Source organism: Blautia luti (genome assembly GCF_013304735.1).
Lineage (GTDB): Bacteria > Bacillota > Clostridia > Lachnospirales > Lachnospiraceae > Blautia_A.
This window is the reverse complement of sequence record NZ_JAAITI010000005.1, coordinates 12486-38527: the sequence shown is the minus strand read 5'-3', so window position 1 is coordinate 38527 and position 26042 is coordinate 12486. Positions and strand designations below refer to the sequence as shown.

The following is a 26042-nucleotide window of genomic DNA, read 5'->3' as shown; positions in this document are numbered from 1 at the left end:
TAAATAAAACCTTCAGATAAACTTACGAAAGGAGCTTTGAAAATGAACCTGTATCATCTTCGATATTTCGTGACACTGGCCCATCTGGAACATTACACGAAAGCTGCTGATGTTCTGGCGATCACACAGCCCAGTTTAAGTCACGCGATCTCTTCCCTGGAGGAAGAACTTGGAGTGAAATTATTTGAAAAAAACGGACGGAATGTTTCTCTCACCAAATATGGCAAAACTTTTCTGGGGGATGTGGAAGAAACCCTGAACCGGCTGGATTCCTCTGTAAACGGTCTCCAGCTTGCCGGAAAGGGAGAAGGACAGATTGATGTGGCCTTTCTCCGGACTCTGGGTGTTGATTTTGTGCCGAAGATCATCCGCAGTTTTCTCACTGCCAACGAGGGAAAACAGATCAATTTCAATCTGTTCTGCGACAAGGTGCTTACCGGCGATATCCTTACCGGCCTGAAAGAGAAGAAATATGATATCGGCTTCTGTTCCAAATTTGATGACGAACCGCTGATCGAGTTTATCCCCGTTGCCAAGCAGGATCTGGTGGTTATTGTTCCTCCCGGACATCCTCTTGCGGAGAAATCCGAGATCCATCTGGAGGAAACTCTTCCATATAAACAGATCATCTTCAAGAAGAGAAGTGGTCTCCGCCAGATCATTGACCAGCTGTTTAAGAGTATCGGCCAGTACCCGGATGTTGCTTTTGAAATCGATGAGGACCAGGTTGCCGCAGGATTTGTTGCCAATGATTTCGGCATCTGCATTGCCCCGGATATCCCCATCCTTCATTCTCTGGATCTTAAGATCCTGCCACTTGTTTCCCCAAGCTGGCAGAGAAATTTCTACATGGCCATGCTGAAAGATGTATACCATCCTCCGGTTGTGGAAGCCTTTAAGAAGTTTGTGATCGAGAAAACATCCAAGGAAATTTTTTATAAGACCAATTAAAAGGACAGCTGCCCGATTCCGTCTTGTTTCTGTACGGTTTATCGGACAGCTGTCCTTTAATTATGTAAAAAATATTCTGTTTTATGATCAGCGATTATTTATTCGCATCTGCCTCACGAAGTCTGTGGATCAGCTCCTCGCAGATCTCAAGCTCGCTCTTTCCGTCTGTCTGGATCACGATGTCGGCTGCTGCCTCATATTTTGCGCGACGTTTCTCCATCAGGTCTGCGATAAATGGAACTGTCTTGTTGTTTTCAAGAAGCGGACGGTCATGGTTATCTTTTACACGCTCAAGGATTGTCTCCGGTTTTGCGGTAAGGAGTACCACACGACCGTTTTTCTTCATCTCAACAACGTTGCGCTCTCTCATTGGAACACCGCCGCCGCAGGATACTACAACATTGGACTGAGACTGCATCTCGATAAGAAGATTTGTCTCAAGCTCACGGAAATACTCTTCTCCGTAAGTCTCAAAAATATCGGAAATACTCATTCCCTGTCTCTCCACGATACACTGATCCATCTCCACAACGTCCATGGCCAGTGCATTCTTCAGGTAATCAGAGATTGTGGATTTACCTGCGCCCATGAATCCGATCAGGAAGATATTGTAATTGAAAAGATTTCTGGACTGAATTCTCTTACTGTTCTGTGTGATGCTTGCGAAAACATCATTCACTTCTTTCTTGTGGCGTCTGCCTTCCATTCTGGCTTCCAGCCATCCTTTCTGCTTCGCCTCCTGCTCTGGCTGAAGTACCGGAAGATCATGTGCTTCCTTGTATACCATGATGTCCTCTACGATTCTGTTTCTCATAAGCAGTGCATCCAGGATGATCTCATCGCACTGTCCAAGGCTCTCTCTTAATACTTCTAACTGGTTCATAATTTCTCCTTTGCTTCGTTCATTTTATTACGGATTTCCGTCATCACTTTATCACTTTAAATCAAGTGTCTGTCCTTATTATACCAACTGGTCATTTTTATCTCAACCTAAACTTTTATTGAATTTATACATGTAATCTATAGATATTTTCTATAAATTCCTCTATAGATTCGCCATTCTCCTCCCCTGTAAAAAAATCTCTGCCTCCTCATAAGAAGCAGAGATTTTTCACAAAAATTTTTTCGCAGGTATTCTACTGTATCACTTCATAGATCCGGTAATGCTTGAAGATATAATCCCGAAACTGCTCTACAAGAGAACTTGGATACCGGTTTTTCAGCATTCCCATGTATATGTAACGGCGGTAATGAAGATTCTCGATATTTAAGATCTTCACAGGCAGGGTATGGATCACCGGCACATCCGGCACAATCCCCACACCGAAACCTTCTGCCACCATTCCCGCAAGGGCACCATCCTCTTCCACTTCAAAAGCGGTTTCCGGTACGATTCCCTCCTTTTCAAAAAGTTCCCGTACCACAAAATACAGTCCGCTGGTGGGGGTAAACGTCACCTGGGGATACTGGCCCAGTTCTTCTATGGTCACTGTATTTTTTCCGGCAAGGGCATGATCTTCCGGTACAACAGCCACCAGTTTTTCTTCTGCTACCGGCACAAAGCTGATTTCTTTTTCCCCTTCCGCACGGGAGCAGAAGATCACGTCAAACTTCTCTTCCTTCAATCCACGGATCAGAGTACCTGTTGCCGCATTCTGAAAATGAAAATCTATTTTTTTCCCTTCCTGTTCATTTAAGAACCCACGGACAAGCTCCGGAATAAACCTGCGTCCCTGGGTATGGATATACCCGATGGAAATACTTCCACCTGGAATCCTTGCCGCTTCCTGAATCCTCTCCACACCAAGATTCAGGATATGTAAGGAGTCCTGCACATATTTCAGAAACATTTCCCCGTATTTTGTCATGGTCACATTTCTTCCGTGGCGCTCAAAAAGGGGCACCTGAAGTTCCTTTTCCAGGTTGGAAATCGCATGGCTCAGGCTTGGCTGCGTAATATCCAGCCTCTTTGCCGCCCTGGTATAATTCTCGATCTGGGCAAGTGTCACAAAATATGTGAGCTGATTTAAGTTCATATGTTAAAAAATCCTTTCTTTCCTCCGCTTGAGAGAACCTGTCTCACACCCCAAGGCTCAGGAGCTCTTTTCCAGCCGCAAGTCTCTCGTAAAACTGCTCATAAAAATCCCGGTTCCCGTCATAAGGCTTCCGGTAGAACTGGTTTACCACATACATGTTCAGATTTCGGATCAGGTCACTGTCCTCACTCTCATAGAGAACTTCCTGCACATCCAGAAGAAAATAATGCCAGTCACAGACAAATTTTTCGTAGTTTTTGAAATCCGGTGTATCTACCCATTTCCGGACCTTAATCTTACTGCGGCTGGTCTTTTTGCACTCGTGAATCTGAAGGATGTATTTAAAGCCACCATCCTCATAATATCTTCCCAGCGGGAACAGACGGCAGAATCCCGGACGGAAACTGTGGATGGAACACCTTCCGTTTCCATCCAGAAATACGCATCGTTCCTCTGCACCTGCCATCTTAAGATGCGGCAAAATATTCCCGTCTGTAACGCCAAGCTCGATTTTTCCCGCAAGAAGCTGATCCACACTTAAACCAAGTCCCTGGCTTAAACGCCATACGTCCAAAGGATCCAGCACAACGGAATCTCCCATTCCGGTACAGCAGTCAAAACATCCTTTACAGTCCTGGCAGTCTGCCTTTACCATGTCATTTGCTTCGTATAAACGGCCGTCGGAAATCTCCTCCAGCGTAACTTCCCGCCGCATCAGACCAGGGTCTCCAGTCCGGTAACGCCCCAGTCTTCCGCAAGGCTTTTCACCCCGTCCAGGACCTCTTCCCTGGAATAACCGTGGTCATCCAGGTAATCGCCATCCATATCATTGAGATACAGATAAAATGTAAGGGCAAGTTCCAGATAATCTGGATCATCGTCCTCCATATTCATAAGAAGCTCATTTTCCGCTCCATTGATGTCGCCCTCATCGGCAAGTCCGATAACTTTCTTAAAAAGATGATCTGCTTCTGTATAATCTGCCTCTGCTGCAGGAAGTGTATACTGCGGCATATCTCCATTAAGAAGAAGTCTTGTGATCAGTCTTGCGATATCCTGAATATTTCCTGACATTCTGTCATCCTGTAATCCCATGTCCGTTTCCTCTCTTTCTGCTTCTTAATCCAGTTTAATCCCGGATAATGCCTGTGCAAATGCGTTGTTCACCGGCTCATTTGCCTCTTTCTGCTGCTTTTTCAGATAACGCTGCACATCCCGTTTATTGACACCTGCACCTTCTTTAGCACGTCTCGCCTGGAAGGATGAAAGTTTCTCTTTATATCCGCACTGGCATACAAAGGTTTCTTCTTTTCCCTTCAGAAGCATCTCCATACGCTTGTGGCATTTCGGGCAGCGTGCATTGGTGGTTCTGGATACCGTCTCCCTGTATCCACATTCCCGGTCTTCGCACACCAGCATCTTTGCATTCTTGCCGTTTACTGCCAGAAGATGTTTTCCGCAGTTGGGGCATTTCTTGTTTGTCATATTGTCATGGCGGAAGGTTCCCTGTCCGCTCTTGATCTCATCTACGATCTCGCAGGCATACTCACGGATCCCTGTGAGAAATTTATCCTGACGGAGTTTCCCGTTTGCAATATCGCTAAGTTTCATCTCCCAGTCTGCGGTAAGTTCCGGCTTTTTCAGTTCTTCCGGAACCAGTTCCAGGAGCTGTTTTGCCTTGGAGGTAATGTAGATCTCATTGCCTCTTTTTTCCATCATAAAACTGTTAAAAAGCTTCTCGATGATATCGGCTCTTGTAGCTACCGTTCCAAGTCCACCGGTTTCGCCAAGGGTCTTCGCCGCCTTTTTGTCGTGGCTTTCCATAAAGTGGACCGGATTCTCCATAGCCCCGAGAAGTGTGGCCTCTGTAAATCTTGCAGGCGGTTTTGTTTTGCCATTTGTAAGAGATGCAGATTCCACAGTAAGAATCTGGCCTTCCGTGAGCTCCGGAAGTTTCTGGTCTTTCAGCTTATCAGAGGAATCCTCTTCTTCCTCATCCTGCCAACCACCTTCATAGACTTCCCTCCATCCGGCGCTTTTTACGATCCGTCCGCTTGCGGCAAAAGTTTCTCCTGCTGCAGTTCCTTCCATACTTACCTGCTCATATACAGCCGGCGGATACAGCACACTTAAGAAACGGCGGACTACCATATCATAGATCTTCCGTTCCTCATTTGTCATGTGATCCAGCTGTACAAACTGTTCTGTAGGAATGATGGCATGATGATCACTGACTTTCTTATCATCCACAAAACTTGCATTGGCCTGGATCGGTTTGTTTGCCAGCGCACCGGCAAGTTTCCGGTAGGGGCCTGTTCCGCATGCCTGAAGGCGTTCTTTAATCGTAGGAACTACATCCTTTCCGATATATCTGGAATCGGTTCTTGGATACGTAAGAACCTTGTGGTTCTCATAGAGCCGCTGCATGATATTCAGAGTCTCTTTTGCGGAAAAACCATATTTCTGATTGGCTTCTCTCTGAAGGGTTGTCAGGTCATAAAGTCCCGGCGCATAGGTCTTCTTCGGTTTTCTGGAAACTTTGGTTACTGTAAGGCTGCTTTTTCCGGCTTTTGCCTGGATTTCCTGGGCCCGTTCCTTCTTAAAAGTCCGGAGACTTCCGCTCTTTTTGTCTCTCCAGGTCCAGCGCACGTTTCCTGCCTGCAGGGTGATGCCGTAATAATCTTCCGGTTTAAATTCCCGGATATCCTGCTCTCTTCTTGCGATCATGGCAAGGGTCGGTGTCTGCACACGTCCACAGGAAAGCTGGGCATTGTATTTACAGGTCAGTGCTCTTGTTCCGTTCATTCCCACCAGCCAGTCTGCTTCTGCCCTGGCCTGTGCCGCACGGTAAAGATTATCATAATCATGGCCGTTCTTCAGGTGGGCAAAACCGTCACGAATCGCCTTATCCGTTACCGATGAGATCCACAGACGTTTGATCGGTTTATGACAGTCTGCCTTTGCAAGGATCCATCTGGCTACCAGTTCTCCCTCACGTCCGGCATCTGTGGCAATGATGATCTCCCCGATATCCTTCCGGTAAAGCTGTTTTTTTACCGTATTGTACTGTTTGGATGTCTGGCGGATCACCACCAGTTTCATTTTTTCCGGCATCATAGGAAGGGTGGAAAGTTCCCATTTGGTATATTTTTTATCGTATTCTTCCGGATCTGCCAGGGTTACCAGATGTCCCAGTGCCCAGGTCACTACATAATCTTTTCCTTCCAGGGTTCCGTTCCCTTTTTGGCTGCAGTGAAGGACTCTTGCAATGTCTCTGGCAACCGACGGTTTCTCCGCGATCACTAATGATTTCATATTTTTTATTTCACCTCTTAGTCTTTGGGACATTTCTTCGGATATGCCCCAGGGTTCACCTATTATAGCATGAAAAAAGCACTTCGTCCAGAAAAGGGCTGAAGCCTTTTTCCTGCGAAGTGCCTGTCTGTTTTGTATGGTTCTTAACCGTTGGTCACGCGCATTTTCCGCTGATCTTATAGCCCACGCCACGGACTGTTTCCACCAGATCTCCGGCAGAACCAAGTTTCTGGCGGAGGGTACGGATATGTACATCTACGGTTCTGCTTTCCCCGTCAAATTCATAGCCCCAGATCTGATTTAAAAGCTGGGTTCTGGAGAGAACCGTGCCACTGTTTTTCAGAAGGAGACAAAGCATCTCGTATTCTTTCAGTGTCAGATTTACAGGTTCCTGGTCAACCGTCACCTCATGTCTTCCCGGGCACACATAAAGATTTTCCATGCGGTACTCCTCTGCACCGTTGTCCTCGGATCTTCGAAGGAGGGCACGTACCCTGGAGATCAGCTCCATCATACGGAATGGCTTCGGAATATAATCATCTGCACCGCTGTCCAGGCCTACCACGGTGTCAAACTCACTGCCTTTTGCGGTAAGCATGATTACCGGAAGTTTCCGGACATCCGGACGGATACGGATTTTCTTTAAAATGGACAGTCCGTCCTCCTCCGGAAGCATAATATCCAGAAGCACCAGGGAAGGCAGTTCTTTTTCCAGCGCCTTCCAGAAAAGTGATGGCCGTTCAAATCCCTGTGCCTCCAGGCCCTGACTGTTTAATGTATATACAACAAGTTCACGGATACTTTCATCATCTTCCACCAGATATATCATAATTTTCCTCCAACTTTATTTTTCAACTGATAGTTGCAAGTATAAAATGCCTTCGTAAAATCCAGCATAGAAAAAACGTTAAGTTTATGTAAAATATAGAAATCCTTAAGAAATTTTAATTTGTAAAAGCCGGACGTCAATGTTATGATAAAGCTGACAGTTGTTTGGAGGTTTTTTATTATGTATTCTTTTATTGTGAATCCCAATTCAAGATCCGGAGAGGGGCGTAATGTCTGGAACCGGCTTCGCAGCATCATGGAAAGTCAGGGGATTTCATATCAGTATTTTCTCACAGAATATGTGGGACACGCCACAGTACTGGCGAAAAAAATCAGTGCCGCCGGAACACCGGAAAGTCCGGTAACACTGGTAACTGTAGGCGGCGATGGCACAATTTACGAAGTACTTACCGGGATCAGCGATCTGTCTTCGGTCATCTTTGGATTTATCCCAGTTGGGTCCGGCAATGATTTCTGCCGCAGTATGGGGCTTCCTTTTGATCCTTTTGAGGCGCTTCGCTCCATCCTTGAGAACAAACGGACGATTTCCATGGATGTTCCTGTGATCCATCTCGGCAGCCATTCCTACCGGTTCGGTATCAGTGCGGGAATGGGCTATGATGCGGCGGTCTGTCAGGAAGTCCTGATCACCCCCGGGAAAAAATTTCTCAACCGTCTCCATATGGGTAAACTGATCTACCTTATGGTGGCTCTGAAACAGTTTCTCTTCCTCACACCGTCCTCGGTTACGGTAACCCTTAACGGAAAAGAACCACAGACCTTCCAGAAGACCTGGTTCGCGGCTGTAATGAACCAGAAATACGAGGGAGGCGGCTTTAAGTTCTGCCCGGATGCCAGTCCGGATGACGGCCTCCTGGATGTGATCGTCATTGAAGGGATCTCCAAACTGAAAATGCTTTTCTGTCTGCCGGGCGCACTCTGGGGGAAACATACACACCTTCGCGGTGTACATATTTTACAGTGTAAAGACGTACATATTACAAGTGACCGCCCTCTTCCTGTGCATAAAGACGGAGAATCCGGCGGAATCCAGCGTGAATTTTCTGTGACCATTGAAAAGAAACCTTTAAAAATCATAATGCCTGTGTTATAGTAGCAGGTAGATACTTAACAAAAAAGAAGCTTAAGACTGACACCCGTGGCATTTTGGCCATACATCAAGAAAAGGAGCGGCAAAATGTTGAGTAAGATAAAAAAATACAGGCACGGTTTTATCATAGCAATCTATTTCGTTGTGTATCTTATCCTGTTCGGATATCTGGAACAGCGGCCTGTACGTGCCTACCATGTTGTACATACTGTTTTTGATGATATGATCCCGTTCTGCGAGATCTTTGTTATCCCGTACCTTTTATGGTTTCCATATGTGATACTGACGGTTGTGTATTTCCTGTTCCGCAATAAGAATAAACGGGAATATTTCCAGCTGATCTTCAACCTGATGATGGGAATGACAGTTTTCCTTGTTGTTTCTTACATCTATCCGAACATTCAGCATCTCCGCCCTGCGGTATTCCCGAGAAACAACATCTTTACACAACTGGTTGCAGGAATCTACCGGACAGATACCCCTACTAATATCCTGCCAAGCATCCATGTATTTAATTCCCTGGCTGTTTATTTTGCCATCCATCACTGCCAGGCTTTGAAAGATAAGAAATGGATCCAGAGAGGATCTCTGATCCTTTCCATTCTGATCATCCTGTCCACCATGTTTATCAAGCAGCATTCGGTGATCGATGTATGCCTCGGTACCACGATGGCACTGTTCGGACACCTTATGTTCTATCCACAGAGAGTGGAAGATTATGAGGAACAGCGTGCTATGGCACAGATGAGCAAGAAAAAAACTAAACAGAATTTATAATAAAAAAGCCCCCGTCTTGGGGGCTCTTTTTTATTCAGGCTCTTGTATAAAAATCTTTAGTTAAATCCATAAAACTTCTGGCAGATCTTATAGGCTGCCACAAACATCTTTCTTCCACCTCTTCCCGGAAGGTTTGACACCCTTCCGAAGAGACTTCTCCGAAGTTTCCGGTACAGTCCCATATTCTGGTCTTTGATATAATCCTGCAGCTCCTGTTTTTTGTCCAGGCATTCCTGCGTTGCGGCTCTTACCAGCATGATCGAGGAAACGGTTGTGATGATATCCAGATAACTGAACATATAGGCACGAAGTCTCCGGTTGCTTACATTGGCTTTCAGATAGGCGTCTACCATCAGCTTGTTTACACGAATCTGCTGATCGATACGTTTGATCATCACTTTCTCATTGACGGACTGGTCATCTCTTCCGATAAAATACCGGTAGAAATTCACATCCAGATAATAGAGATTTTTTACATAGGGAAGCGGCTCAAATGCAAACAGGTTATCTACATAGAACGTATGCTTCGGAAGCTCCATTCCACAGTCATGGAGAAGTTTGGTACGGTAGATCATGGAATGCATAAGAAGGTACTGGCCTTTTTTCATGTGGCGTACTTCGTCCCAGCCAAAGATCTGGTTTGTCGGGAAACAGTGTCTGTACTGCATGACTTTTTTACGGGTAGCACCCTGCTTCTCATAGACAAAATTGCTGATGAGAAGATCCACCGTATCGGCTCCGCGGGTAAGATCATAAAGTGTCTTCAGGATCTCATAGTAAGCGTCCTGATTTACCCAGTCATCGCTGTCCACAACTTTGAAATAAAGGCCGGTTGCGTTTTTGATTCCTGTATTGACTGCCTGTCCATGGCCGCCGTTTTCCTGGTGGATGGCTTTTACGATAGTTGGATATTTCTCTGCATAGTCATCCGCGATCTCGGCAGTACGGTCGCTGGAGCCATCATCTACAATGATGATCTCCACTTCTTCTCCTCCGATCAGCAGGGAATTGATGCATTTTGACATATAAGCCTCTGAATTATAGCATGGTATTGCTACGCTCAAAAGTTTCATGAGTTTTCCTCCTTCATGTATCTGGTGTATGCGCGAAACGCAGATGGTATTGCATATTTTTTATCGGATTCTCTCTTATCCGCAAACAGGAACTTTTCCCCAGGTGCTTCTTCCAGGGAGGATACGGCGATACGATAGGCGCACATTCTCCATTCAATATGGGAAAAAATGTGCTTCGCATCCGGCAGTGCTTCGATCCTTAAGGGTTCCAGTCCCATATCTTTCACCTGGGCAAGCGCTGCCTTTTTGGTCAGGTGTCCTTCCACATTGGGAAGTTCATAAAGGCCTGCCAGAAGTCCTGTATCCGGGCGTTTCCGGATCGCTGTGCTGGCCCCGTCCTGGATCACAAGGACTGTGCGCTGTTCTATGGTGCGGGCTTTTTTCGGTGCTTTTACCGGAAGTTCTTCTACAGTTCCGTGTTTTCTGGCAAGACAGAACTGCCCAAGGGGACATTCTTCACACTTTGCCGTTCCGTTTGGAACACAGACTACAGCTCCCAGTTCCATCATGGCCTGGTTGAAATCCCCTGGCCGATCCTTAGGCATCCGCTCTGTAAGCTCGTTTTCCACGGCTTTCCGCACAGACTGTTTCATGATATCTCCCCTGTTTTCGGTCAGTCTTGCATATACCCGCAGCACATTTCCATCTACTGCCGGGACTTTCTTCCCATAGGCAATGGACGCAATGGCACCTGCCGTATATCTTCCTATTCCTTTTAACGAGAGAAGTGTCTCAAAGTCTTCAGGAATCCTGCCATCATATTCTTCCATGACCTGAATGGCCGCTTTCTGCATATTGCGAACACGGCTGTAATAACCAAGGCCTTCCCACAGCTTGACGATCCGCTCTTCCGGCGCTGCTGCAAGGGCTTCCACATCGGGAAGTTCCTGGATAAACCGTGCAAAATAAGGTTTCACAGCTTCCACCCGGGTCTGCTGGAGCATGATCTCTGATACCCAGGTATAATAGGCATTATTCTTATCACGCCAAGGCAGGATCCTCTTGTTTTTATCGTACCATTTCAGAAGGGGTTCTGCAATGTTTTCGGTCATATTGTTTCCTTTCTATAATTTCACCGGTACCGGATCACAGATCTTCATGGAATCTTCCGTGATGGCGCAGTCATAGGCCAGGATATGGACACCGGCATCTGCTGCCTCCTTAAGTGTTTCTCCGAACTTCGGATGTGTCTCCCGGTTCGGTTCAAAATACCGTACGTCCTTCATCTGGATTACCAGAAGAAGGTAGGCTTCATAGCCGTCAGCTGCCGCCTTCATCAGTTCGTAAAGATGCTTGATCCCACGCTCTGTAGGCGCGTCCGGAAAACGCACGATATTATTTTCTTCCAGGGTGACGCCTTTTACCTCGATAAAAGCCTTCCGCTCTTCGGATTCCACATACAGGTCAAAACGGGAGTTTCCGTATGTCTTCTCACGCCTGACCGTCACTTCCTCCGGAAAAAGGTTTCCGGCTGCCACCCACTCTTCTGCTGCTTTATTTGGGGCCTGGGAATCCATATTGATCCAGCGGCCCCCTTTGTTCACACAAATCAGATCGTATTTCGTTTTTCTGGCAGGGTTGTCACTCTTTTCCAGGATCACTTCCGTTTCCGGAACAAGAAGTTCCCGGCATCTGCCTGTGTTCTTTACGTGGACCGTCTCCAGCTGATCCCCGATCTGTACATGGGCGATAAACCGGTTGGGCCTGTCTTTGAAAATACCTCTGATCGTATTTTTATAGTTCATATTTTTTCCCTCGTATCTTTTACTATAACATAAAATCTTCAAAAGCGCAGTTGCTTTTTTTTCTTTTCTCATATAGAATTGTTTTGTACTATGTCCAGTACAAAGGGTTACTTTTTTACATATTACAGATTTTTTGGGAGGTTTTTCTGATGGACAGTATTATATTTGATGTTGACGGTACGCTCTGGGATTCCACGGGGATCGTGGCTGAGGCCTGGAGCGATTACCTTATCCATACGGAACACATGGATACTGATGTAAGTTCTGCGCGACTGATGGGGCTTTTTGGCCAGCTGCTGCCGGATATAGCAAAGGCTCTTTTCCCTGAGCTTCCGGAAGCAGAACAGCTTCGTATCATCGACGGCTGCTGCCAGGCAGAGCACGAGGCACTGCTTCGCAAATGTGCTCCGCTGTATCCGGATCTTGAGAAAACACTGAAGATTCTTTCCAGCCGTTTTCCTCTTTTTATCGTCAGTAACTGCCAGGCCGGATATATTGAAGTGTTCCTGAAATCCACAGGCTTTGGCCACTATTTCAAGGGCCATCTCTGTCCCGGTGACACCGGCATGGCCAAAGCGGAAAATATCATGAAGATCCGCGAGGATAATAATCTTTCCGATCCGGTTTATATCGGTGATACTATAGGAGACTTTAATGCCTGCCGGAAAGCAGGAGTTCCTTTTATCTTTGCTGAATACGGTTTCGGTCAGGTGGATAAACCGGATTACCGGATCACCAGGCCTTTTGACCTTACGGAGATATGCAGATGAGTATGAAAAGATCAAAATCCATAGACCTTACTTCCGGTCCAATCCTGAAAACTCTTGCGGAACTGGCCCTTCCTATCATGGCCTCGTCCTTTCTGGGAACTGCCTATAATATCACGGACATGGCCTGGATCGGGCTTCTGGGATCCAAGGCAGTTGCCGGTGTGGGGGTAGGCGGCATGTATGTGTGGCTTTCCCAGGGACTGGTCGCCCTTCCCCGAATGGGAGGACAGGTAAACACAGCCCAGGCCTGCGGCAGGAAAGATTATAAAGAAGCCGGTTTCTACGCAGCCAGTGCCTTGCAGATGACCATTCTGTTCGGCCTCTTATTTGCTGTGGCAAGCATCGTTTTTCTCGATCCGCTGATCGGATTTTTTAATCTGGCAGACCCTGATGCCTATGCTTCTGCCAGATCTTATATGCTGATCACCTGCGGACTGATCATTTTTTCCTTCCTGAACCTGACTCTCACCGGACTTTTTACAGCCCAGGGAGATTCCAGGTCTCCGCTGATGGCCAATTTTCTTGGACTTGTGGGAAATATGCTCCTGGATCCGCTCCTGATCCTTGGCATTGGACCTTTTCCACGGCTTGAAACGGCAGGTGCTGCCATTGCCACAGTAACTGCACAGTTCCTGGTTTTTGCAGTGCTGATTTTCCGGATCTTTACTTCCGGGCTGGAAACAAATGTACTTCGTGAACTTCATCTTTTTTCACGTTTTCCGGGAAAATTTTATAAAAATATCTTCCGCATTGGTTTTCCAACCGCTATCCAGAGCATGCTCTACTGTATGATCTCCATGGTACTGACCAGAATGGTTTCCGCCTTCGGTGCTGCTGCCATTGCTGTCCAGCGTGTGGGCGGACAGATCGAATCCGTTTCCTGGAACACCGCGGACGGCTTTGCCTCTGCCTTAAATGCTTTTACCGCACAGAATTTCGGTGCAAAAAAATACGACCGCATCCGCCAGGGCTACCGTATTTCCTTTGGTATCCTGACAATCTGGGGCCTTATCATAACTGCAGCCTTTGTGCTGCTCCCACGCCCGATCTCCGGACTGTTTTTCCATGATCCGGAATCCCTTGGGATTTCTGTAAATTACCTGATCATCATCGGCTTCTGTGAGGCTTTCATGGCCATTGAGCTGATGACCATCGGTGCACTGTCCGGCCTTGGTATGACCAAGCTCTGCAGTATCATCAGTATTATTCTGACAGGGGCCAGAATCCCGCTTGCCATGCTGCTGACTCATGTGGGAATGGGCCTTGATGGTATCTGGTGGGCACTTTCCCTTACATCTATAGTGAAAGGTATTGTCTTTACACTGACCTTCCGGCATACCAGCCGTACAAAATTAAAATAATTTTTCCCATGTCAGGGACAAAAAGGACTCCCCGTAAATAAGGAATCATTCGGATACAGATTTCTTATTTACGGGGAGTCCTTTTTATTTTCTTCCTTATTTTTTCAGGCATTTTGTTCTGAGAACAAACAGATATACCGCAAGTATCACAAACAGCACAACCACATAAACAATCTTCGCTGTCACACTTGTGGTAAACGCATCAATTCCTGTTGCGATTCCAATCAGAATCAGACCGATTCCGGAAACTTTTTCCATTTTTTTCTCATCATACTTCTGCGCTCTGGCCTGGGTGTTTCCACCTTTCATAAAAACAGAACCATGGCCGGTAAGAATCATAATACCAATTACCAGTGCCGCAATTGCCAGTATGTAACTGAATGACTGATCAAACATAATTATTTTCCTCCTTATAAATAACAGGAGCCCTGCACCGGATCACCGGCTGGCTCCTGTCTGATTTTAACCGAATATCCGCTTGATATGGGTTCGATCAATAGAAACAGATAATCGGAACATTGTACTGAATAATATTGTAAAGTTCTCCTGCCTTATCCGGTGGCATGTTGATACAGCCGTGGGAACCTCCTGTAAGATACCGGTCACCACCAAAGTATGGCTGCCAGTCTGCATCGTGGAATCCAATTCCTCCGTTAAACGGCATCCAGTAGGTTACCGGCTGTTCATAGGAATATGTTCCATCTGCCTTCTTGGTACCACGGAGCACATCCGGGCTCTTCTTATAATACAGGGTAAAGATTCCTGGAGGTGTTTTCCTCTCCGGATCACTTGCAAGTCCGGATACAATATCGGACTCAAAAATCACACTTCCATCCTGATAATACCGCATATACTGTTCTGTAAGATCTACTTCAATGTAAGTATTACCAAGATCATTAACGCCATAGGAATTGGCTGTCATGGAATATACCGGCTCTCTTGTTGTCTGTGTACCGGACTGAATCTCCTGGGTAAGCTGTGCTACCTCTGCGTCCTGGTCAATTTTCCATCCATATGCAGAACCATATACCGATACCGTTCTTCCACTTGTGGTCTGGAACTGTCTCTCAGTACCTACCGTATCATGAGAAGCTGCAAGTTGTGCTACATAATCCACAATATGCTGTTTAAAAGACGCATCGTCCTGTATCAGCTGTCCTTTTTCATCAAACTGCAGCCAGTCCTTAATGGTGTTTCCATCAAGTGTTACTGTTTCATCTCCAAATGTATAGGTGATGCTTGCTTTTGCAAAGTTATTATATGCATCTACCGTTGCCTGAAGATCTGCACTGTCACTGGTAACATCCGCTGTGACATATGCATCCGGATTACTGCCCAGATCTACTTCCGCATCATCACTGCTGATGGCTTCGCTGATCATCTGGTATGCTTCCTTCACCTTCAGCTCCGTACCCTCGGTTTCCGGCACAATGGTAAATTCCGAATTATTAAAACTTACATATGCATTCTCCGGCGCCACCTGGTTTTCTTTCTGTGCACAGTTCAGTGCTTTCACCTGTGTTTCCAGCTTACTCTTGTCAAAAGCAGTTTCTTCCTTGGCTGTGTAAGTGGTTTCTCCAAAAAATCCCTTCACCCATTCATATGGCTTCTGAGATTTCAGAAGTTTCAGAATCTCACCACTGGATATATAGCGATAATCAATATCTGATCCTGTAATGGTCTGTGATTCCTGATCTCTCGCTTTTACCTCGATGGTGTAGTTCTCCATCTTACTGGCAATCTCCTGCTCCACCTCATAGGCAGTCTTGTTGGAACTGTCAATTCCGTTGATCGTTGTCCCTTCAAAAAAGTGGTTCGTGTAATAATAAGACACTCCGGCATATGCACAGCCAGCTGCTACCAGAACCATGGCCGCGATCATTCCGGTTACTTTTAACGCCTTATGCTTCTTTTTTTGGGGGAGAACGATTGGGGCAAATTCAGACTCATCAATCGGCACATATGTGATCTTCTTCGGTCTTGCCGACTTGGAAGGTCTTGCTGACTTCGAAGGCCGGGCTGACTTTTGAGAAGCAGATGCATCTGATTTTTTCTCAGGCTGGGCATCTCCGGCTGTATCGCTGACAATCTTGGCCATGGCGTCGTTGATTTTATCTTCGATGTCCCTCTTCTCCTCGTTGCTCATATTTTTATTTCACCTCTATGTTCATGTGTCTTTCGAAAAGACACCTTTCCATTGATACTTTCCGGGCTGATCCACGCTTATGTACACAGATCAGTTACCAGCTTTTTCATTATATCATACTTTCTGGAAATTGCATCTCATTTCACGGTTTTTTTATAACTTATTTGTACCGTACAATTTCCGGGACATATCTTTCATAACGTAAAAATACATAACCCAGAGAAGCACCGTTGCAAAAATCCATGCCACCGGACTTGCCAGACAGGTGCCAATATAACTGCTTTTTCCTGCCGCAATCGTAGCTGTGATTCCTCTTCCCGCCAGTTCTGCCACGCCGGCCATCATAGGAAGGAGACCATATCCCATTCCCTGGATTCCATTTCTAAGTACATTGACAAAATACAGCGGAATAAAGAACAACGCCACACATTTTACATAGATTGCTACCATAGGAAGCACTTCTTCAATGTTATCCGAGATAAACAGATATGCAAAATATTTTCCGGCAAAGAACAGAAAACCTCCCACAATAATCGAGTATACAATTCCGATAAAATGAGAAGCCCGGAATCCTTCCCTCACTCTTTCAAGCTTTCCGGCTCCGATATTCTGTGCGTTGTAGGTAGCGCTGGCAGTTCCCTGTGCTACAAATGCCTGGGTAAAAATCTGCTCGATCTTACTTCCTGCGGTAAATGCTGCCACTGCATAGGACCCCAACATATTTAAAGCAGACTGTACCATCATAGTTCCAATTGCTGTAATGGAATACTGAAGTCCCATGGGAATTCCAACACCGATCTGCTTGAAAGCAAGACTGCGCCGGAAATACCAGTCTTCTTTTTTCATACGGAGTTCCGGCACAAACTTCCAGATATACAGAAGGCACAGAACTCCGGATACTCCCTGGGAAATAATGGTAGCCCAGGCTGCTCCGGGCGCTCCCAGCTTAAACACTATGATAAATACAAGATCCAGCACGATATTCAGCATCGCAGATAAGATCAGAAAATACAGTGGTATCTTACTGTTTCCCAGTGCACGGAGGATACTGGCCAGAATATTATATAAAGCCTGGGCAAAAATTCCTCCGCAGATAATCATAACGTAAGCATATGCATCCTTAAAAATATCATCCGGTGTATGCATGAATTTCAGAAGTGCATGCATGCCTGTCATGCTGATGGCTGTCATAACTGCGGAAATCACTGCTGTCAGAATCAGTGCATTTCCTACTGTCTGGCGCATCTCATCCATTTTTCCCGCACCATACTTCTGCGCGGTCAGTACGGTAAAACCGGCAGTCAGTCCCAGAAGAAAACCTATGATCAGAAATATGATGGTTCCTGTTGAGCCCACTGCCGCCAGCGCCTTTGTTCCTACAAATTTTCCCACCACCACAGCATCTACCATATTGTAGAACTGCTGAAATACATTGCCGATAAATACCGGGATCGTAAATCCCAGGAGCACTTTTACCGGCTTTCCCTGTGTCATGTCTGTTTTCATGAAATATTCTTTTCCCCCAAATTACCCAAAAGTTACCTGTTTTTATGTATCAGAGGGATTATAGTTGAAATGGAATGATTTTACAAGATGATTTTGAAAAAATTTTTTATGTGTGGAAACAGAAACAAGGAAATGCAAAAAAATCCCCGCAGATCTGTGAAAATCTGCAGGGATTCCATAATATCTTATTTATTTCTCAACAAGAAGAGACTCTCCTGTCATTTCCTTCGGCTGCTCCATGCCCATAAGCTGGATCAGTGTCGGAACGATGTCTGCAAGGCATCCGTTCTCACGAAGTGTGTATTTCGGATCTGCGTTTACCAGGATAAACGGAACCGGGTTGGTTGTATGAGCTGTCCATGGCTCACCTGTCTCATAGTTTACAAGCTGCTCTGCGTTACCGTGGTCAGCACAGATAAAGAGCTGTCCGTCAACCTCTTTGATTGCCTCTACAGCCTTACCAACACACTCATCAACAGTCTCAACAGCCTTGATTGCAGCTGCCTCAACACCTGTATGACCAACCATATCCGGGTTTGCAAAGTTGATGATAATCACATCATATTTGTCAGATTTGATTGCATCAACAAGTTTCTCGCAAACTTCCGGTGCGCTCATCTCCGGCTGCATATCATAGGTCGGAACCTTCGGGGATTTTACAAGGATTCGATCCTCTCCCTTGTTCGGCTCCTCAACGCCACCGTTGAAGAAGAATGTAACGTGTGCATATTTCTCTGTCTCAGCGATACGTGCCTGTGTCATATCATGAGCTGCAAGGTACTCACCGAATGTATTGTGAAGAAGAACTTTGTGGAATGCTACCAGTTTGTTCTGGATGGTATCGTCATACTCTGTGAAGCATACGAATGTGGTATCCAGTCTCTTAGCTCTCTCAAAGCCTTTGAAATCATCATCACAGAAAGCTCTTGTGATCTCTCTTGCACGGTCCGGACGGAAGTTGAAGAATACAACGGAATCCTTATCGGAAATCGTTGCAACCGGTTTGCCGTCTTTCTCGATAACTGTCGGAAGTACGAACTCATCTGTCTTGTCATCGTCATAGGAAGCCTGAACTGCTGCTGCAGCGTCTGTTCCCTTTACGCCTTCGCCCTGTGTAAGTGCTTTGTATGCAAGCTCAACACGATCCCAGCGGTTATCACGGTCCATTGCATAGTAACGTCCGGAGATCACACCGATCTCACCAACACCGATCTCTTTCATCTTGGCTTCCAGCTGCTCTACGAACTCTTTACCGGATGCAGGCGGTGTGTCACGTCCATCCAGGAAGCAGTGTACGTAAACTTTCTTGAGACCTTCTCTCTTGGCCATCTCGAGAAGTCCGTAAAGATGTGTGTTGTGGCTGTGTACACCACCGTCAGAAAGAAGTCCCATGAAATGGATTGCGGAATCGTTCTCTTTTGCGTTCTTCATAGCAGCAAGAAGCGCCTCGTTCTTGAAGAAATCTCCGTCCTGGATCTCTTTTGTGATTCTTGTAAGCTCCTGGTATACGATACGGCCTGCGCCCATATTCATATGACCAACCTCGGAGTTACCCATCTGTCCGTCCGGAAGACCTACAGCAAGACCGCTGGCATTACCTTTTACAAACGGATAATCTTTCATAAGTCCGTCCATAACCGGTGTCTTCGCCTCATATACAGCATTTCCGTCATGTCTGTCATTGAGTCCGTATCCATCAAGGATCATTAAAACTGTTGGTTTTTTACTCATAATTTTCCCCTTCTTATCTTTGATCGAAGTTCCAGCCGGCGTAAGTTTCCGGAAATCCTGAAATGTCCTGCGCCATCTGGGATTCTTTTGTTTTCCATTTTATATAGTACCAAAATCCAGGAATTTTGCAACGCTTTTTTTATTTCTCATATACACGGATCATAGAAGAAATCTTTCTTACAGAGGCACTGTTCTCCAGCTCTTCCTTAACCTTAAAGAAAGCACCCTCACTTACCAGCTTGGTAATCACAACAACCTCGGCGGTATCCGGTCTCTTGCTCTCTTTCTGCATGATCTGTGCGACACTTGCCTGATATTTTGCAAAGTGCTCCAGGATCTCTGCCAGCACACCGCAACGGTCCTCAACCTGCAGACGGAGGAAGTAACGGTTGTGGGTATCTGCCATGGCTTTTACAGGAAGTGTCTTATAGCAGGTGCAGCCCACACGGCCGCAGCAGTCTGCCTTCATGTTGCGGACTACCTCAAATACATCTCCAACAACCGCACTTGCTGTTGGAAGTTCTCCTGCTCCACGTCCGTAGAACATAGTATCACCTACAGCATCTCCATGTACAAATACTGCATTGTAGGAATCATTGACAGATGCAAGAGGATGCTCTGCAGGGATCAGCATTGGGCATACATAGGCCTCAACGCCATCCTCCTGGCAGCGGGCAACACCCAGAAGTTTGATCTCACAGCCCATTTCCTTGGCGTAACGGATATCTTTCGCTGTGATCTTGGTGATTCCCTCGATATGAACATTGTCAAGGGTAACTCTGGAATTAAAAGCAACAGAAGCAAGGATCGCTACCTTTCTTCCTGCATCAATTCCTTCTATATCTGCAGTCGGATCTGCCTCTGCATATCCAAGCTCTGTGGCAAGGGCAAGGGCATCGGAAAATTCCATTCCTTCCTGGGACATCTTGGTAAGGATAAAGTTCGTAGTTCCGTTTACGATTCCCATAACTTCCGTTACATGGTTGGCCTCGAGGCTGTTCTTAAGTGGGCTGATGATCGGAATTCCTCCGGCAACAGCAGCCTCAAACAGGAAATCTTTCTGTGCAGCCTTGGCAGTTTCCAGAATCTCTTTTCCGTGAACTGCAATCAGATCTTTGTTTGCAGTTACTACATTCTTTCCGGCTTTCAGTGCTGCAAGAATGTAAGTACGGGCCGGCTCAATTCCACCGATCAGCTCGATCACAATATCAATAGAAGGATCTCCTTCGATATCTGCCCAGTCTGTTGTAAGAACAGATGGATCTTCTACTTTTTTAGATGCTTTTTCGAGGTTACGCACCAGGATCTTTGTGATCTTTACCTGACATCCAAGCTTGGCTGTCATTTCCTGCTCCTGATTTTTGATAACTTTATAGACTCCGGTTCCTACTGTTCCAAGACCAAGAAGGGCCGCATTTACGACTTTTTCGCTCATTTTCTGATGTCCCCTTTCCGTTTTTTCCAATTTTTATCAGAGTTAACTCCTATGTTATGGCAGAAAACGCTTTTTGTCAAGCTCCGGCAGCGGAAGGAGTTCCAGCCAGCTGCCAAAAATTCCGACAATCAATTCCTGTACCATAGCTTTGGAGTGAGGCTCCATTTTATCCAGCTGTCGTACCATGGCAGCCAGACTTTTCAGGCCTCCATCCTGAATCTGGGAAATCGTATCCGCGCCGGTGGCCTCAAGCACAGAAAAAAGTTCTCCTATCAGATGTGCCCTTTCCTCTTCATTCATAGTATCAATCCATTTGTGAAGACTCCGGTCTGATGCCGCCGCCCTCCTTGTCAGTGTTTCTTTCTGAATAAAAGACGGCCCCATCACCTCCCAGGTAAAAGCATCGTGCTGCAGGATGCCTTTCTGACTGCTTGCCACGATCAGCGGTTCTTTCTGATGCGTAAGAAGCATGCCGATCACAGATGCCTCCGGTATAATACGGGTGACTTTTGGCAGAACCTTCTCCACTCTCTCAGGGCTGAAAAATTCCTCCGGAAATCCTGGTCCGTCGTTATCGTAAACAGAAAGAATCTTCTCCTGAAGTATTTCATTACACTGCATGGCAGCATACATAGCAAGATTGCCACCTTTGGAATGTCCTCCGATACGCAGCATGGACTGCAGATAGGTTCCGTGTTCTTCCAGATATTCCAGAGCTTTTCTGTGGGATGGGACAACTCCATTGCTCAAATTAAAATCCTCTTTCCATCCCACAATTGTATCATCGGTTCCCCGGAAAGATATATAGGATGTTCCATCTCCCAGTCCGATCATCACTGCCGCAAACTGCTGTGCCTGTCTGGACAGAATTTCATTCACAAATCCTCCCACTATGCATTCCCGGAATCGTTTCGAACGGGCCATCTTTTCAAGAAGAACCGGCGTATTCTGCAAAAACGCACTTTCTGCTTTCATATCCTGTTCTTTTTTTTCTGTGGAAAATCTCTCTGAGAGATCCTTTATGCAAAGAGTATCTCCATTTTTCAGCTCGGTTATCTCATCCAGATCCAGATAGGAAAAGCATGACAGTATCAGATTGTCAACTTCATTAAACGGTGACTGTTCAAAAGTAAGGTCCCCTCTCCAGTCAAGATAATCCAGAATATTTCCCATAAAACCCTCCACAAATAATCACATAAGCGTCTTCCGCACAGTTACAGTCTTTCTTTCTATTATAATACATAACTGTCCGGTTTCATCCATCCTCTGTTTTTCTTTATCATACCATAAAACCTGATTATTTGCCCTGTTTATCCAGTTTTTTCCTGAGATAGATAATGTAATGAATACAGCCACAGGTAAAAGCCGGAAACAGAATTGACAGGCCTGCTGCTGACACTACATAAATTACAGCTCCTTTTCCATTCTGCGGTGCTCCGGCCACAAAACAATAGAACATGGTAGTCGAAAAATATATGGTAACCGCCAATGAAAAAAATACCTTCAAAAATTTCCTCATTGTTTCTCCTTTCCATAGTGTCTCTATAAGGACACTGTTGTGATTCCAATTTTACATTCATAATAAGATTAATTCAAGGACGAATCGGACAGGATAAACATATGATAAAGTATGACAGATTTTGGGTCACAATGAAAGAACGAGGTATTACTCAGTATGATCTTTATGAACACTATGAAATTACCCGTTCTCTTCTGGACAGGCTTAGAAAAAACAAAAACATTGAAATTTTTACAATAGACAGGTTGTGTTCCATTCTTCACTGTGATATTGAAGATATCGTAGAACATATTCCTGATCCGGATGAAATGAATAATAATCCAAAAGAAATTTCGGAGAAAAACAGTTCTTCCTCCGAAAATAAGAAAAACTCTCTCTGAGCATAAACACCGAATTTTTATTTCTGCGTATTTATGTCAGAGAGAGTTTTTTTTGACAAATAGATTTTCCATTATTCCACAAAAAAAAGGGGCCGAAGCCCCTTTCTTTGTTTATTCTTATTTGTAGTTTACGATCTTTCCGAAATCTGGTTTCAGGGAAGCGCCACCTACAAGACCGCCGTCGATGTCAGCCTGAGCAAATAAGTCAGGAGCTGTTGCAGCGTTTACAGATCCGCCGTACTGGATACGAATCTCTGCTGCTGTAGCGTCATCATAGATTTCAGCGATGCATTTACGGATGTCAGCGCAAACTTCCTGAGCCTGCTCTGTTGTAGCTGTCTTACCTGTTCCGATAGCCCAGATCGGCTCGTAAGCGATAACTGCTGTCTTAGCCTGATCAGCTGTAACACCCTGGAATCCAACCTTAACCTGCTGACGGATGAAGTCCATTGTTACGCCCTGCTCTCTCTGAGTAAGTGTCTCACCGCAGCACATGATTGGTGTGATACCATGCTCGAAAGCTTTGAGCATTTTTTTGTTAACGTCTTCGTTTGTCTCACCGAAGTACTCTCTTCTCTCGGAATGTCCAAGTACTACATACTTAACGCCTGCATCTACGAGCATAGCCGGAGCGATCTCGCCTGTGTAAGCACCTTTCTCCTCGAAGTACATGTTCTCAGCACCAACCTGGATGTTTGTTCCTTTAGCTGCCTCAACAACAGGGATGATGTCGATAGCCGGTACGCAGAATACTACGTCAACTTCGTCGTTAACAACAAGCGGTTTTAAAGTCTCAACAAGCTTTACAGCCTCGCTTGGTGTCATGTTCATTTTCCAGTTTCCAGCAATAATTTTCTTTCTTGCCATTGTTTTTATCTCCTTTTTGTGTTCGTGGAACACTTTATTTTTTATCAGTCTTTATCGTTAGCTGCTGCTACACCTGGGAGCTCTTTGCCCTCAAGGAACTCAAGAGAAGCACCGCCACCTGTGGAGATGTGTGTCATCTTGTCGCCATATCCGAGGATATTTACAGCTGCTGCGGAATCACCGCCACCGATGATTGTTGTTGCGTCTGTCTCAGCAAGAGCTTTTGCAACTGCCTCTGTACCATGTGCGAAGTTCGGCATCTCGAAGCATCCCATCGGTCCGTTCCATACAACTGTCTTGGCATCTTTTACAGCATCTGCAAAGATTTTCTCTGTCTCTGTTCCGATATCCATTCCTTCCCATCCGTCCGGAATCTCACCACGTTTTACGATCTGGATGTTGCAGTCGTTGGAGAAGTCATCACCGATTCTGTTATCTACAGGAAGAAGAAGTTTTACACCTTTCTCCTCTGCTTTCTTCATCATATCGAGAGCATACTGAAGGTAATCATCCTCGCAGAGGGATGTTCCGATATGTCCGCCCATAGCCTTGGAGAATGTATAGGACATACCACCACCGATGATCAGTGTATCTACCTTGTCAAGAAGGTTGTTGATAACAGAGATCTTGCTGGAAACCTTAGCACCGCCAAGGATTGCTACGAATGGTCTCTCCGGATTGTTTACAGCGTTTCCGAGGAAATCGATCTCTTTCTGCATCAGATATCCTACAACTGCTGTCTTCACATATTTGGTAACACCTACGTTGGAGCAGTGAGCTCTGTGAGCAGTTCCGAATGCATCATTTACGAATACATCGCAGAGAGAAGCAAGTTCTTCGCTGAACTTGTCTTCGTTCTTTGTCTCTTCTGCACGGTAACGTGTGTTCTCAAGAAGAACTACATCGCCATCTTTCATCTCTGCTACAGCAGCTTTTGCGTTCGGTCCTACTACCTCAGGATCTGCTGCAAATTTTACTTCCTGGCCAAGAAGCTCAGAAAGACGAACTGCTACAGGTGCAAGAGAAAGCTCCGGTTTCGGCTCTCCCTTCGGTTTTCCAAGGTGGGAGCAGAGGATAACTTTTCCGCCGTCTGCGATCAGTTTCTTGATTGTAGGAAGAGCAGCTACAAGACGGTTCTCATCTGTGATCTTTCCATCCTGAAGCGGAACGTTGAAGTCGCATCTTACAAGTACTTTCTGTCCTTTTACATTGATATCGTCAACACTTTTTTTGTTCAGCATCTCTATATCTCCTTAACTTTTATTTCTGCAAAAGCAGATGAATAAGGGCGAGCGGTATTGTTGTCCGCTCTGTTAACAGTCATTTCCTCAGACATTTTTTTGTTTGGTCTTTTGGAAAAAAAGGGCCCGGTCCTCTTCAGACCGGACCCTTTCTGAGTCTATTCTTCTACACCCGTTCGCAGAAAATTAAGCGTTCAGAAGTTTTCCGAAGTGCTTGATTGTACGAACCATCTGGCTTGTGTAGGAGTTCTCGTTGTCATACCAGGAAACTACCTGAACCTCTGTTGTGCCATTCTCAAGTGGAAGTACCATTGTCTGAGTAGCATCAAAGAGGGAACCAAATCTCATACCAACGATATCGCTGGATACGATCTCATCCTCGTTGTATCCGAAGGACTCGTTAGAAGCTGCTTTCATAGCTGCGTTGATCTGCTCTTTTGTAACATTTCCTTCAACTACTGCTGTAAGGATTGTTGTAGAACCTGTTGGGGTAGGAACACGCTGTGCAGAACCGATAAGTTTGCCGTTAAGCTCTGGGATAACAAGTCCGATAGCTTTAGCAGCACCTGTGCTGTTCGGAACGATATTAACTGCAGCTGCACGGGATCTTCTCAGATCGCCTTTTCTCTGCGGTCCGTCAAGTGTCATCTGATCGCCTGTGTAAGCGTGGATTGTGCACATGATACCGGATTTGATCGGTGCAAGATCGTTAAGAGCCTTAGCCATTGGTGCAAGGCAGTTTGTTGTACAGGAAGCTGCGGAGATGATCTTGTCCTCGTTTGTAAGACCCTGATGGTTTACGTTGTAAACGATTGTCTTAAGGTCGTTTCCAGCCGGAGCGGAAATAACTACGTGCTTAGCACCTGCATCGATATGAGCCTGAGCTTTGTCTTTAGATGTGTAGAAACCTGTGCACTCAAGAACTACGTCTACACCGATCTCTCCCCATGGAAGCTCTGCAGCGTTAGCCTTAGCATAGATTTTGATCTCTTTTCCGTCTACTGTGATGGAATCCTCGCCTGCTGTTACTTTATCAGCAAGAGCGTATCTTCCCTGTGTAGAATCATATTTTAATAAGTGAGCAAGCATCTTAGGAGATGTAAGATCGTTGATTGCTACGATCTCAAATCCCTCTGCTCCAAACATCTGACGGAATGCAAGACGACCGATACGTCCAAAACCATTAATTGCAACTTTTACTGCCATGATAAATTCCTCCTATGAATTGAATGGTGATTTAGTGTTTCTCC

The 26042-nt window shown here is 45.6% G+C and carries 25 protein-coding genes; 6 read left to right on the top strand and 19 right to left on the bottom strand.

Annotation, left to right across the window (positions count from 1 at the left end; translation table 11 throughout):
* The first annotated feature begins 42 nt into the window (after positions 1-42).
* A complete protein-coding gene (locus tag G5B06_RS04265) occupies positions 43-951 on the top strand; it encodes a LysR family transcriptional regulator (RefSeq protein WP_148447389.1) in 909 nt (302 codons plus the stop codon).
* Positions 952-1045: 94 nt separating this feature from the next.
* Here the strand turns inward: G5B06_RS04265 and G5B06_RS04260 are convergent, their stop codons facing one another.
* The 6 genes from G5B06_RS04260 to G5B06_RS04235 all read right to left on the bottom strand — a co-directional run bounded on the left by G5B06_RS04260 (position 1046) and on the right by G5B06_RS04235 (position 7131).
* Complete coding sequence (locus G5B06_RS04260; protein ID WP_148447391.1) at positions 1046-1834, bottom strand: shikimate kinase; 789 nt, start codon at positions 1832-1834, stop codon at positions 1046-1048.
* Between the two features lie 253 nt (positions 1835-2087).
* Positions 2088-2987: a LysR family transcriptional regulator gene (locus G5B06_RS04255; protein WP_148447393.1), complete on the bottom strand. Its 900-nt coding sequence runs from the start codon at positions 2985-2987 to the stop codon at positions 2088-2090.
* Positions 2988-3030: 43 nt separating this feature from the next.
* Positions 3031-3702, bottom strand: coding sequence for a YkgJ family cysteine cluster protein (locus tag G5B06_RS04250; RefSeq protein ID WP_173762883.1), 672 nt, complete (start codon positions 3700-3702; stop codon positions 3031-3033).
* Positions 3702-4082: a DUF6483 family protein gene (locus tag G5B06_RS04245; protein WP_148447397.1), complete on the bottom strand. Its 381-nt coding sequence runs from the start codon at positions 4080-4082 to the stop codon at positions 3702-3704. Before G5B06_RS04245 ends, G5B06_RS04250 begins: the two co-directional genes overlap by 1 nt.
* Positions 4083-4106: 24 nt before the next feature.
* Positions 4107-6302: a DNA topoisomerase 3 gene (locus G5B06_RS04240; RefSeq protein ID WP_148447399.1), complete on the bottom strand. Its 2196-nt coding sequence runs from the start codon at positions 6300-6302 to the stop codon at positions 4107-4109.
* A 154-nt stretch (positions 6303-6456) separates the two neighbouring features.
* Positions 6457-7131 (bottom strand): response regulator transcription factor, encoded by a 675-nt coding sequence (locus G5B06_RS04235; RefSeq protein WP_148447401.1) that lies wholly within the window; start codon positions 7129-7131, stop codon positions 6457-6459.
* Between the two features lie 180 nt (positions 7132-7311).
* On the opposite strand from G5B06_RS04235, the gene G5B06_RS04230 reads away from it, so the two are divergent.
* Positions 7312-8244 (top strand): diacylglycerol/lipid kinase family protein, encoded by a 933-nt coding sequence (locus G5B06_RS04230; RefSeq protein WP_148447403.1) that lies wholly within the window; start codon positions 7312-7314, stop codon positions 8242-8244.
* 84 nt (positions 8245-8328) lie between these two features.
* Entirely contained in the window at positions 8329-9018 is a 690-nt protein-coding gene (locus G5B06_RS04225) for a phosphatase PAP2 family protein (protein ID WP_173762882.1), read from the top strand.
* 56 nt (positions 9019-9074) lie between these two features.
* Here G5B06_RS04225 and G5B06_RS04220 read toward each other — a convergent pair whose 3' ends face one another.
* Genes G5B06_RS04220 through sfsA form a run of 3 tightly spaced genes read right to left on the bottom strand, consistent with a single transcriptional unit; the run spans position 9075 to position 11836 of the window.
* Positions 9075-10091 carry a glycosyltransferase family 2 protein gene (locus G5B06_RS04220; protein ID WP_148447406.1) on the bottom strand — a complete coding sequence of 339 codons (1017 nt, stop codon included), beginning with the start codon at positions 10089-10091 and terminating at the stop codon, positions 9075-9077.
* On the bottom strand, positions 10088-11143 hold the full coding sequence (mutY, locus tag G5B06_RS04215; protein WP_148447408.1) for an A/G-specific adenine glycosylase: 1056 nt from the start codon (positions 11141-11143) through the stop codon (positions 10088-10090). The genes G5B06_RS04220 and mutY overlap by 4 nt, the downstream gene beginning before the upstream one ends.
* A 12-nt stretch (positions 11144-11155) precedes the next feature.
* Positions 11156-11836, bottom strand: coding sequence for a DNA/RNA nuclease SfsA (sfsA, locus tag G5B06_RS04210; protein WP_173762881.1), 681 nt, complete (start codon positions 11834-11836; stop codon positions 11156-11158).
* 149 nt (positions 11837-11985) lie between these two features.
* On the opposite strand from sfsA, the gene G5B06_RS04205 reads away from it, so the two are divergent.
* Entirely contained in the window at positions 11986-12606 is a 621-nt protein-coding gene (locus G5B06_RS04205) for an HAD family hydrolase (RefSeq protein WP_173762880.1), read from the top strand.
* A 2-nt stretch (positions 12607-12608) separates the two neighbouring features.
* Positions 12609-13967: an MATE family efflux transporter gene (locus tag G5B06_RS04200; RefSeq protein ID WP_173762892.1), complete on the top strand. Its 1359-nt coding sequence runs from the start codon at positions 12609-12611 to the stop codon at positions 13965-13967.
* 96 nt (positions 13968-14063) lie between these two features.
* Here G5B06_RS04200 and G5B06_RS04195 read toward each other — a convergent pair whose 3' ends face one another.
* The 7 genes from G5B06_RS04195 to G5B06_RS04165 all read right to left on the bottom strand — a co-directional run bounded on the left by G5B06_RS04195 (position 14064) and on the right by G5B06_RS04165 (position 22304).
* Positions 14064-14363: a DUF3784 domain-containing protein gene (locus tag G5B06_RS04195; protein WP_148447416.1), complete on the bottom strand. Its 300-nt coding sequence runs from the start codon at positions 14361-14363 to the stop codon at positions 14064-14066.
* A 97-nt stretch (positions 14364-14460) separates the two neighbouring features.
* Positions 14461-16113 (bottom strand): L,D-transpeptidase family protein, encoded by a 1653-nt coding sequence (locus G5B06_RS04190; RefSeq protein ID WP_244094486.1) that lies wholly within the window; start codon positions 16111-16113, stop codon positions 14461-14463.
* A 153-nt stretch (positions 16114-16266) separates the two neighbouring features.
* The gene (locus G5B06_RS04185; RefSeq protein WP_173762879.1) at positions 16267-17619 is read right to left on the bottom strand and encodes an MATE family efflux transporter; all 1353 of its coding nucleotides are present in this window, start codon (positions 17617-17619) and stop codon (positions 16267-16269) included.
* 189 nt (positions 17620-17808) lie between these two features.
* The gene (gpmI, locus tag G5B06_RS04180; protein ID WP_173762878.1) at positions 17809-19350 is read right to left on the bottom strand and encodes a 2,3-bisphosphoglycerate-independent phosphoglycerate mutase; all 1542 of its coding nucleotides are present in this window, start codon (positions 19348-19350) and stop codon (positions 17809-17811) included.
* A gap of 139 nt (positions 19351-19489) precedes the next feature.
* Positions 19490-20785 (bottom strand): homoserine dehydrogenase, encoded by a 1296-nt coding sequence (locus G5B06_RS04175; RefSeq protein ID WP_148447422.1) that lies wholly within the window; start codon positions 20783-20785, stop codon positions 19490-19492.
* A 54-nt stretch (positions 20786-20839) separates the two neighbouring features.
* Positions 20840-21958 carry an Mbeg1-like protein gene (locus tag G5B06_RS04170; protein ID WP_148447424.1) on the bottom strand — a complete coding sequence of 373 codons (1119 nt, stop codon included), beginning with the start codon at positions 21956-21958 and terminating at the stop codon, positions 20840-20842.
* Between the two features lie 124 nt (positions 21959-22082).
* Positions 22083-22304 carry a hypothetical protein gene (locus tag G5B06_RS04165; protein ID WP_173762877.1) on the bottom strand — a complete coding sequence of 74 codons (222 nt, stop codon included), beginning with the start codon at positions 22302-22304 and terminating at the stop codon, positions 22083-22085.
* A 101-nt stretch (positions 22305-22405) separates the two neighbouring features.
* On the opposite strand from G5B06_RS04165, the gene G5B06_RS04160 reads away from it, so the two are divergent.
* Entirely contained in the window at positions 22406-22684 is a 279-nt protein-coding gene (locus G5B06_RS04160; protein WP_148447428.1) for a helix-turn-helix domain-containing protein, read from the top strand.
* Between the two features lie 117 nt (positions 22685-22801).
* Here the strand turns inward: G5B06_RS04160 and tpiA are convergent, their stop codons facing one another.
* The 3 genes from tpiA to gap form a co-directional block, all read right to left on the bottom strand.
* Entirely contained in the window at positions 22802-23551 is a 750-nt protein-coding gene (tpiA, locus tag G5B06_RS04155) for a triose-phosphate isomerase (protein WP_015527001.1), read from the bottom strand.
* A 44-nt stretch (positions 23552-23595) separates the two neighbouring features.
* Positions 23596-24792, bottom strand: coding sequence for a phosphoglycerate kinase (locus tag G5B06_RS04150; RefSeq protein ID WP_148447429.1), 1197 nt, complete (start codon positions 24790-24792; stop codon positions 23596-23598).
* Between the two features lie 186 nt (positions 24793-24978).
* A complete protein-coding gene (gene gap / locus G5B06_RS04145; protein ID WP_021652276.1) occupies positions 24979-25998 on the bottom strand; it encodes a type I glyceraldehyde-3-phosphate dehydrogenase in 1020 nt (339 codons plus the stop codon).
* Positions 25999-26042 lie beyond the last annotated feature (44 nt).